This window comes from Pantoea sp. B65, assembly GCF_047308185.1.
Taxonomy (GTDB): domain Bacteria; phylum Pseudomonadota; class Gammaproteobacteria; order Enterobacterales; family Enterobacteriaceae; genus Erwinia.
Genome location: NZ_JAHXPU010000038.1, coordinates 21,438 through 30,893, shown reverse-complemented (window position 1 = coordinate 30,893; position 9,456 = coordinate 21,438). Strand labels below are relative to the sequence as shown.

Here is a 9,456-nt window from a genome sequence, read left to right as displayed (position 1 = left end):
CGCGCCGGAAGAAAAGGCTCGTGGTATCACCATCAACACTTCTCACGTTGAATATGACACCCCGTCTCGCCACTACGCGCACGTTGACTGCCCGGGACACGCCGACTACGTCAAAAACATGATCACCGGTGCTGCACAGATGGACGGCGCTATCCTGGTTGTTGCTGCGACTGACGGCCCAATGCCTCAGACCCGTGAGCACATCCTGCTGGGCCGCCAGGTTGGCGTTCCTTTCATCATCGTGTTCCTGAACAAATGCGACATGGTTGATGACGAAGAGCTGCTGGAACTGGTTGAGATGGAAGTGCGTGAGCTGCTGTCTGCTTACGATTTCCCTGGCGATGATCTGCCAATCGTTCGTGGTTCTGCTCTGAAAGCGCTGCAAGGCGAACCAGAGTGGGAAGAGAAAATCATCGAACTGGCTGGTCACCTGGATTCTTACATCCCGGAACCAGAACGTGCGATTGATAAGCCATTCCTGCTGCCTATCGAAGACGTATTCTCCATCTCCGGCCGTGGTACTGTTGTTACCGGTCGTGTAGAGCGCGGTGTGGTTAAAGTTGGTGAAGAAGTTGAAATCGTCGGTATCAAACCTACCGTGAAATCAACCTGTACCGGCGTTGAAATGTTCCGCAAACTGCTGGACGAAGGCCGTGCTGGTGAGAACGTCGGTGTTCTGCTGCGTGGTATCAAACGTGAAGATATCGAACGTGGTCAGGTTCTGGCTAAGCCAGGCTCAATCAAGCCACACACCACTTTCGATTCTGAAGTTTACATCCTGTCTAAAGACGAAGGCGGCCGTCATACTCCGTTCTTCAAAGGCTACCGTCCACAGTTCTACTTCCGTACTACTGACGTGACCGGTACCATCGAACTGCCAGAAGGCGTTGAGATGGTTATGCCTGGCGACAACGTAAACATGAAAGTGACCCTGATCCACCCAATCGCGATGGATGACGGTCTGCGTTTCGCAATCCGTGAAGGCGGCCGTACTGTAGGTGCGGGCGTTGTTGCTAAAGTTATCGCGTAATCGCTGATAATATTTGACGCAACGCACAAGAAGAGGGCATCATTTGATGCCCTTTTTGCACGCTGTAACATAGAACCTGACTCATCAGTGATTTTCGGTCATAATCATTGCTGAGGCAGGCTCTGTAGCACGGCGTTAGATACCGAGTTACGCCTCACAGCATTATTCGGTTTGGTTGCCCCGCAACGCGGGGCAAAATAGTTTCTGATTTATTGTGGCAGGTTGGTTTATGAGTGCTAATACCGAAGCTCAAGGGAGCGGGCGCGGCCTGGAAGCGATAAAGTGGTTAGTCGTTGCCATTTTGCTTATCGTGGCTATCGTAGGTAACTACTACTATCGCGAAATTTCATTGCCGTTACGTGCGCTGGCCGTCGTTGTCCTGATTGCCGCCGCGGGTGGCATCGCGCTGTTGACGACGAAAGGTAAAGCTACGGTGGCTTTTGCTCGTGAAGCAAGAACCGAAGTCCGTAAAGTCATCTGGCCTACTCGTCAGGAAACGTTGCATACCACCCTAATCGTTGCCGCGGTTACCGCCGTGATGTCACTGATTTTGTGGGGGCTGGATGGTATTCTGGTCCGTCTGGTATCGTTTATCACTGGCCTGAGGTTCTGAGATGTCTGAAGCTCCAAAAAAGCGCTGGTACGTCGTTCAGGCGTTTTCCGGTTTTGAAGGCCGCGTAGCCCAATCGCTGCGTGAGCATATCAAGTTACATAACATGGAAGAGCTGTTTGGCGATGTCATGGTTCCAACTGAAGAAGTGGTTGAGATCCGTGGTGGCCAGCGTCGCAAAAGCGAGCGCAAATTCTTCCCTGGTTACGTTCTGGTACAGATGGTCATGAACGATGCAAGCTGGCACTTAGTGCGTAGCGTGCCGCGCGTCATGGGCTTTATTGGCGGAACGTCAGATCGCCCGGCACCGATTAGCGATAAAGAAGTCGATGCGATCATGAACCGTCTGCAGCAGGCTGGCGATAAGCCACGTCCAAAGACGCTGTTCGAGCCAGGCGAAATGGTTCGCGTCAACGATGGTCCGTTTGCCGACTTCAACGGCGTGGTCGAAGAAGTCGATTACGAAAAAAGCCGCCTGAAAGTGTCGGTTTCCATCTTTGGCCGTGCAACGCCAGTGGAACTCGACTTCGGTCAGGTAGAAAAAGGCTGATAATCGCTGCGGCCACCCGGATGGCGTTATCGTCGCCCGGTGAAGAGTGCATGCATTGACCGATTATTGGTTGCGGAAGGCGCGAAATTGAAATACAATTTCGCGCCTTTTGTTTTTACGCGCTGCTTCGGCGCGTGAATATTGAGTGTTAACTGCCATCGGCGGCGCGGGTATTTTACATGCGCGCAGCGCGGAGAAACCGCAGCGTACTTTGCGTACCTGGGGAATTTCGGGCGCTGCGTAAGCGCAAAGTATCCAGTAAGCCAGGCAGGGAACAAAACCACGGGGAGCTTCTTGCGAAGCGCTACCACCCAATAGAGGAATTATCATGGCTAAGAAAGTACAAGCCTACGTCAAACTGCAGGTTTCTGCGGGTATGGCTAACCCAAGTCCACCAGTTGGTCCAGCTCTGGGCCAGCAGGGTGTTAACATCATGGAATTCTGTAAAGCGTTCAACGCCAAAACAGACAGCCTGGAAAAAGGTCTGCCAATTCCTGTTGTTATTACCGTTTATTCTGACCGTTCTTTCACTTTCGTTACCAAGACTCCGCCAGCAGCAGTTCTGCTGAAAAAAGCGGCAGGCGTTAAGTCTGGTTCCGGTAAGCCGAACAAAGATAAAGTCGGTAAAGTAACTCGTGCTCAGGTACGTGAAATCGCAGAAACCAAAGCTGCGGACATGACTGGTGCTGACGTTGAAGCGATGTCTCGCTCAATCGAAGGTACTGCTCGTTCCATGGGCCTGGTAGTGGAGGACTAAGAAATGGCTAAGCTGACCAAGCGCATGCGCGTGATCCGTGACAAAGTTGATGCAACTAAACAATATGACATCAACGAAGCTGTTGCTCTGCTGAAAGAACTGGCTACTGCCAAGTTCGTAGAAAGCGTTGACGTAGCTGTAAACTTAGGGATTGATGCTCGTAAATCTGACCAGAACGTGCGTGGTGCAACTGTACTGCCACACGGTACTGGCCGTTCCGTTCGCGTAGCCGTATTTACCCAGGGTGCAAACGCTGAAGCTGCTAAAGCTGCAGGCGCTGAACTGGTAGGTATGGAAGATCTGGCTGACCAGATCAAAAAAGGCGAAATGAACTTCGACGTGGTTATCGCATCTCCAGATGCAATGCGCGTTGTTGGCCAGCTGGGTCAGGTTCTGGGCCCACGTGGCCTGATGCCAAACCCGAAAGTTGGTACCGTAACTCCTAACGTTGCTGAAGCGGTTAAGAACGCTAAAGCAGGTCAGGTTCGTTACCGTAACGACAAAAACGGCATCATCCATACCACTATCGGTAAGGTTGATTTCGAATCAGACAAACTGAAAGAAAACCTGGAAGCTCTGCTGGTTGCGCTGAAAAAAGCTAAACCATCTCAGGCGAAAGGCATTTTCATCAAGAAAATCAGCCTGTCCACCACCATGGGTGCTGGCGTAGCGGTTGATCAGGCTGGTCTGAACGCCGTAGCGAACTAATTCGCTGCTTTACGCGGGCGCAAGTTTCGTCTAGAATCTTACGCCCGTTGTTCTGTTAACAGACAGAACCAGGATTTAAGGCATTTTCGCTGCGGCGTAGCAGCGGAAATGGCGCAGAAGTTTAAGAATTTCCGGTTGGAGCCTGGCCTTATCCAGGCCTCCGTCCAAGACCGCAGGTGTCTTATTCATAGCCAGCAGATTTCGGGTTACTGAAAGATGAAGGGTATGGGACTTAATCGTCCTGCGTAGACGGTGACAGAGCCTAAAGAATTTTTTTCTTATCTGGATTCTGCTCACCGTGCTTTAGCGCTTATCTTCGGCAACGCAGATAAGTGAAGTGAGTTTCGGGGAAATCCTTCCCCGACCAAAAATCCAGGAGCACAAGCTAATGGCATTAAATCTTCAAGACAAACAAGCGATTGTTGCTGAAGTCACCGAAGTAGCCAAAGGCGCGCTGTCTGCGGTAGTTGCGGATTCTCGTGGCGTTACCGTAGATAAAATGACCGAACTGCGTAAAGCAGGTCGTGAAGCTGGCGTTTACATGCGTGTTGTTCGTAACACCCTGCTGCGCCGCGTCGTTGAAGGTACTCAGTTTGAGTGCCTGAAAGACACGTTTGTTGGTCCAACCTTGATTGCATACTCTATGGAACACCCGGGCGCTGCTGCTCGTCTGTTCAAAGAGTTCGCGAAAGCGAATGCAAAATTCGAGGTTAAAGCTGCAGCCTTTGAAGGTGAGCTGATCACGGCGGCAAATATTGACCGTCTGGCAACTCTGCCTACTTACGATGAAGCAATCGCACGCCTGATGGCAACCATGAAAGAAGCCGCTGCCGGCAAACTGGTTCGCACTCTGGCTGCTATTCGCGATGCGAAAGAAGCTGCTTAATTGCACTTTTTTCTCTAACGCACTTGCTTACGTATAAACTATTTCTGATTCTTAGGAACAATTGTTATGTCAACTATCACTAAAGACCAAATCATTGACGCGGTTGCAGCGCTTTCTGTAATGGAAGTTGTTGAACTGATCGCTGCTATGGAAGAAAAATTCGGCGTTTCTGCTGCTGCTGCTGTAGCTGTTGCTGCGGGCCCGGCTGAAGCTGTTGAAGAAAAAACTGAGTTCGACGTTGTACTGAAAGGTATCGGCGCTAACAAAGTTGCTGTAATCAAAGCAGTACGTAGCGCAACTGGTCTGGGCCTGAAAGAAGCTAAAGACCTGGTTGAGTCTGCACCAGCAACTCTGAAAGAAGGCATCAGCAAAGATGACGCAGCTGCACTTGAAGCTGCTCTGAAAGAAGCTGGCGCTGAAGTTGAAATCAAATAAGACAACCTTCCAGGTTGCAGCCTGATTAATCAGGCTGATGGCTGGTGACTTTTTGGTCACCAGCCTTTTTGCGCTCAAGGACCTCAATGGGGTTTCACACTGTTTAGCCATTGAAGTTCCTCAATATCTTTTTCTATCGACGCCTTAATATACTGCTTTCCAGTGAAGGCTCCCTGTCTGCACCAGAGCAATGAAATGATTTAAGAGTGATAGAAAGACGTATTGCGGAGAGTGATCTCCTCACTTTCCGAAAACAAAATAGTGTTGCATGAACTGTCCTCCAGGACGGACAGAGTGGGTCACTGATCAGCGAGCTGAGGAACCCTATGGTTTACTCCTATACCGAGAAAAAACGCATTCGTAAGGATTTTGGTAAACGTCCACAAGTTCTGGACATTCCATATCTCCTTTCTATCCAGCTTGACTCGTTCCAGAAGTTTATCGAGCAAGATCCGGAAGGTCAGTACGGGCTGGAAGCAGCATTCCGTTCTGTATTCCCAATTCAGAGCTATAGCGGTAATTCCGAGCTGCAATATGTCAGCTACCGCTTGGGCGAACCTGTATTTGATGTTAAAGAATGTCAGATCCGTGGCGTGACGTTTTCTGCACCGCTGCGCGTGAAACTGCGTCTGGTGATCTACGAGCGCGAAGCGCCGGAAGGCACTGTTAAAGACATCAAAGAGCAAGAAGTTTACATGGGCGAAATTCCGCTCATGACCGATAACGGTACCTTTGTTATCAACGGTACAGAAAGGGTTATCGTTTCTCAGCTGCATCGTAGTCCTGGCGTGTTCTTCGACAGCGATAAGGGTAAAACCCACTCATCGGGTAAAGTGCTGTATAACGCACGTATTATTCCTTACCGCGGTTCATGGCTGGACTTCGAATTCGATCCGAAAGACAACCTGTTCGTTCGTATTGACCGTCGCCGTAAACTGCCTGCGACCATCATTCTGCGCGCACTGAACTTCACCACTGAACAGATCCTTGACCTGTTCTTCGAGAAAGTGGTGTACGAGATCCGTGATAACAAGCTGCAGATGGAACTGATCCCTGAGCGTCTGCGTGGCGAAACCGCTTCTTTTGATATTGAAGCGAACGGCACGGTATACGTTGAGAAAGGCCGTCGTATTACAGCGCGTCACATCCGTCAGCTGGAAAAAGATAACGTCGGACATATCGAAGTTCCGGTTGAATACATCGCAGGTAAGGTCGTTGGTAAAGATTACATCGACGAAAACACCGGCGAACTGATTGTTGCTGCCAACATGGAGCTGTCGTTGGATCTGCTGGCGAAACTGAGCCAGTCAGGACACAAGCGTATCGAAACGCTGTTCACCAACGACCTGGACCACGGTCCTTACATGTCAGAAACCATACGTGTCGACCCAACCAATGACCGCCTGAGCGCGCTGGTTGAGATCTATCGTATGATGCGCCCTGGTGAGCCACCAACGCGCGAAGCGGCGGAAAACCTGTTCGAGAACCTGTTCTTCTCCGAAGATCGCTATGATCTTTCTGCGGTTGGCCGCATGAAGTTCAACCGTTCTCTGCTGCGTGAAGAGATTGAAGGTTCCGGTATCCTGAGCAAAGACGACATCATTGAAGTGATGAAGAAGCTCATCGGTATCCGTAACGGTAAAGGCGAAGTGGATGATATCGACCACCTCGGCAACCGCCGTATCCGTTCCGTAGGCGAAATGGCGGAAAACCAATTCCGTGTTGGCCTGGTGCGTGTTGAGCGTGCGGTGAAAGAGCGTCTGTCCCTTGGCGATCTCGATACCCTGATGCCTCAGGATATGATCAACGCTAAGCCGATCTCTGCAGCAGTGAAAGAGTTCTTTGGTTCCAGCCAGCTGTCTCAGTTTATGGACCAGAACAACCCACTGTCTGAGATTACGCACAAGCGTCGTATCTCTGCACTCGGCCCGGGCGGTCTGACGCGTGAGCGTGCAGGCTTTGAAGTTCGAGACGTTCACCCGACTCACTACGGTCGTGTGTGTCCAATCGAAACGCCGGAAGGTCCAAACATCGGTCTGATCAACTCCTTGTCTGTCTATGCGCAGACCAATGAGTACGGTTTCCTGGAAACCCCTTACCGTCGCGTACGCGAAGGTGTGGTCACCGACGAAATTCATTACCTCTCTGCGATTGAAGAGGGTAACTATGTTATCGCTCAGGCGAACACCAACCTTGACGAAGAAGGCCATTTCGTCGATGACCTGGTGACTTGCCGTAGCAAAGGCGAATCGAGCCTGTTCAGCCGCGATCAGGTTGACTACATGGACGTTTCCACCCAGCAGGTGGTTTCTGTCGGTGCGTCACTGATCCCGTTCCTGGAGCACGATGACGCCAACCGCGCATTGATGGGTGCAAACATGCAACGTCAGGCGGTTCCTACTCTGCGTGCTGATAAGCCGCTGGTAGGTACCGGTATGGAACGCGCGGTTGCGGTTGACTCCGGTGTAACTGCCGTAGCGAAACGTGGTGGTACCGTTCAGTACGTTGATGCATCGCGTATCGTTATTAAAGTTAACGAAGACGAAATGTATCCGGGCGAAGCGGGTATCGACATCTACAACCTGACTAAGTACACCCGTTCTAACCAGAACACCTGTATCAACCAGATGCCGTGTGTCAACCTGGGTGAGCCAATTGAACGTGGCGATGTGCTGGCTGATGGTCCGTCTACCGATCTCGGTGAACTGGCGCTGGGTCAGAATATGCGCGTGGCGTTCATGCCGTGGAACGGTTACAACTTCGAAGACTCCATCTTAGTCTCCGAGCGCGTAGTACAGGAAGATCGCTTCACCACTATCCACATTCAGGAACTGGCATGTGTGTCTCGTGACACCAAGCTGGGGCCAGAAGAGATCACCGCTGATATCCCGAACGTGGGTGAAGCTGCGCTCTCCAAACTGGATGAGTCCGGTATCGTGTATATCGGTGCTGAAGTGACCGGTGGCGACATTCTGGTTGGTAAGGTAACACCGAAAGGTGAAACCCAGCTGACGCCAGAAGAGAAGCTGCTGCGTGCGATCTTCGGTGAGAAAGCGTCTGATGTAAAAGACTCTTCTCTGCGCGTACCAAATGGTGTTTCCGGTACCGTAATCGACGTTCAGGTCTTTACCCGCGATGGCGTGGAAAAAGACAAACGTGCGCTGGAAATCGAAGAAATGCAGCTGAAGCAGGCGAAGAAAGACCTGTCTGAAGAATTGCAGATCCTCGAAGCTGGCCTGTTCAGCCGTATCAACTACCTGCTGGTTTCCGGCGGCGTTGAAGCGGAGAAACTGGACAAGCTGCCACGCGAACGCTGGCTGGAACTCGGTCTGACCGACGAAGATAAGCAAAACCAGCTGGAACAGCTGGCGGAGCAGTACGACGAGCTGAAGCACGAGTTTGAGAAAAAACTCGAAGCGAAACGCCGCAAAATCACTCAGGGCGATGATCTGGCACCAGGCGTGCTGAAAATCGTGAAAGTGTATCTGGCGGTGAAACGTCAGATTCAGCCTGGTGACAAGATGGCAGGTCGTCACGGGAACAAAGGTGTTATCTCCAAGATCAACCCGATCGAAGATATGCCTTACGATGAATACGGCACGCCGGTTGACATCGTACTGAACCCGCTGGGCGTACCATCACGTATGAACATTGGTCAGATTCTTGAAACCCATCTGGGTATGGCTGCGAAGGGCATCGGTGAGAAAATCAACGCGATGCTTAAGAAGCAGGAAGAAGTCTCCAAACTGCGTGAGTTTATTCAGCGCGCGTACGATCTGGGCACCGATGTGCGTCAGAAAGTCGACCTGAACACCTTCACCGACGATGAAGTGCTGCGTCTGGCAGAGAACCTGAAAAAAGGTATGCCAATTGCGACGCCGGTGTTTGACGGTGCTAAAGAGAGCGAAATCAAAGAACTGCTGCAGTTGGGTGGTTTACCGACCTCTGGTCAGATTACGCTGTTTGATGGCCGTACTGGTGAGCAGTTCGAGCGTCCGGTTACCGTTGGCTACATGTACATGCTGAAACTTAACCACCTGGTTGATGACAAAATGCATGCACGTTCTACCGGCTCTTACAGCCTCGTTACTCAGCAGCCGCTGGGTGGTAAGGCGCAGTTCGGTGGTCAGCGCTTCGGTGAGATGGAAGTGTGGGCACTGGAAGCATACGGTGCAGCCTATACTCTGCAGGAAATGCTCACTGTTAAGTCGGATGACGTCAACGGCCGTACTAAGATGTATAAGAACATCGTGGACGGCAACCATCAGATGGAACCAGGCATGCCGGAATCCTTTAACGTACTGTTGAAAGAGATCCGCTCGCTGGGTATTAACATCGAGCTGGAAGGCGATTAACTACCCGCCAGATTTCGGGTTGCAGGCCGCGAAGGCGCCTGCAGCCTGAAAAATGATGAGTAAGCAGTTGTATTCGTACTAGTTACGAGGCGTCCGGGTCACTCCGGGCTGCCTTGAGAAGTCTC

The 9,456-nt window shown here is 51.3% G+C and carries 8 protein-coding genes; all 8 read left to right on the top strand.

All coding sequences use genetic code 11. The annotated features are described in order from the left end of the window. On the top strand, nt 1-1,030 hold a 1,030-nt coding region (gene tuf / locus JWF83_RS18355; RefSeq protein WP_413651854.1), incomplete at its 5' end, for an elongation factor Tu. A 229-nt stretch (nt 1,031-1,259) separates the two neighbouring features. Then, nucleotides 1,260-1,643, top strand: coding sequence for a preprotein translocase subunit SecE (gene secE, locus JWF83_RS18350; RefSeq protein ID WP_267141040.1), 384 nt, complete (start codon nt 1,260-1,262; stop codon nt 1,641-1,643). A gap of 1 nt (nt 1,644) precedes the next feature. Then, on the top strand, nt 1,645-2,190 hold the full coding sequence (gene nusG, locus JWF83_RS18345; protein ID WP_413651853.1) for a transcription termination/antitermination protein NusG: 546 nt from the start codon (nt 1,645-1,647) through the stop codon (nt 2,188-2,190). 328 nt (nt 2,191-2,518) lie between these two features. Beyond that, nucleotides 2,519-2,947, top strand: coding sequence for a 50S ribosomal protein L11 (rplK, locus tag JWF83_RS18340; RefSeq protein WP_413651852.1), 429 nt, complete (start codon nt 2,519-2,521; stop codon nt 2,945-2,947). Between the two features lie 3 nt (nt 2,948-2,950). Then, nucleotides 2,951-3,655, top strand: a complete 705-nt coding sequence (gene rplA / locus JWF83_RS18335; RefSeq protein WP_413651851.1) for a 50S ribosomal protein L1 — start codon at nt 2,951-2,953, stop codon at nt 3,653-3,655. Nucleotides 3,656-4,043: 388 nt separating this feature from the next. Next, complete coding sequence (rplJ, locus tag JWF83_RS18330) at nt 4,044-4,541, top strand: 50S ribosomal protein L10 (RefSeq protein WP_413651850.1); 498 nt, start codon at nt 4,044-4,046, stop codon at nt 4,539-4,541. Nucleotides 4,542-4,607: 66 nt separating this feature from the next. Continuing rightward, nucleotides 4,608-4,976 carry a 50S ribosomal protein L7/L12 gene (gene rplL / locus JWF83_RS18325; RefSeq protein ID WP_413651849.1) on the top strand — a complete coding sequence of 123 codons (369 nt, stop codon included), beginning with the start codon at nt 4,608-4,610 and terminating at the stop codon, nt 4,974-4,976. A 326-nt stretch (nt 4,977-5,302) separates the two neighbouring features. After that, complete coding sequence (gene rpoB, locus JWF83_RS18320; RefSeq protein WP_413651848.1) at nt 5,303-9,331, top strand: DNA-directed RNA polymerase subunit beta; 4,029 nt, start codon at nt 5,303-5,305, stop codon at nt 9,329-9,331. Nucleotides 9,332-9,456: the final 125 nt, after the last annotated feature.

Coding starts and splice junctions, on each gene's coding strand:
- secE (WP_267141040.1), top strand. CDS start 1,260: ATGAGTGCTAATACCGAAGCTCAAGGGAGCGGGCGCGGCCTGGAAGCG.
- nusG (WP_413651853.1), top strand. CDS start 1,645: ATGTCTGAAGCTCCAAAAAAGCGCTGGTACGTCGTTCAGGCGTTTTCC.
- rplK (WP_413651852.1), top strand. CDS start 2,519: ATGGCTAAGAAAGTACAAGCCTACGTCAAACTGCAGGTTTCTGCGGGT.
- rplA (WP_413651851.1), top strand. CDS start 2,951: ATGGCTAAGCTGACCAAGCGCATGCGCGTGATCCGTGACAAAGTTGAT.
- rplJ (WP_413651850.1), top strand. CDS start 4,044: ATGGCATTAAATCTTCAAGACAAACAAGCGATTGTTGCTGAAGTCACC.
- rplL (WP_413651849.1), top strand. CDS start 4,608: ATGTCAACTATCACTAAAGACCAAATCATTGACGCGGTTGCAGCGCTT.
- rpoB (WP_413651848.1), top strand. CDS start 5,303: ATGGTTTACTCCTATACCGAGAAAAAACGCATTCGTAAGGATTTTGGT.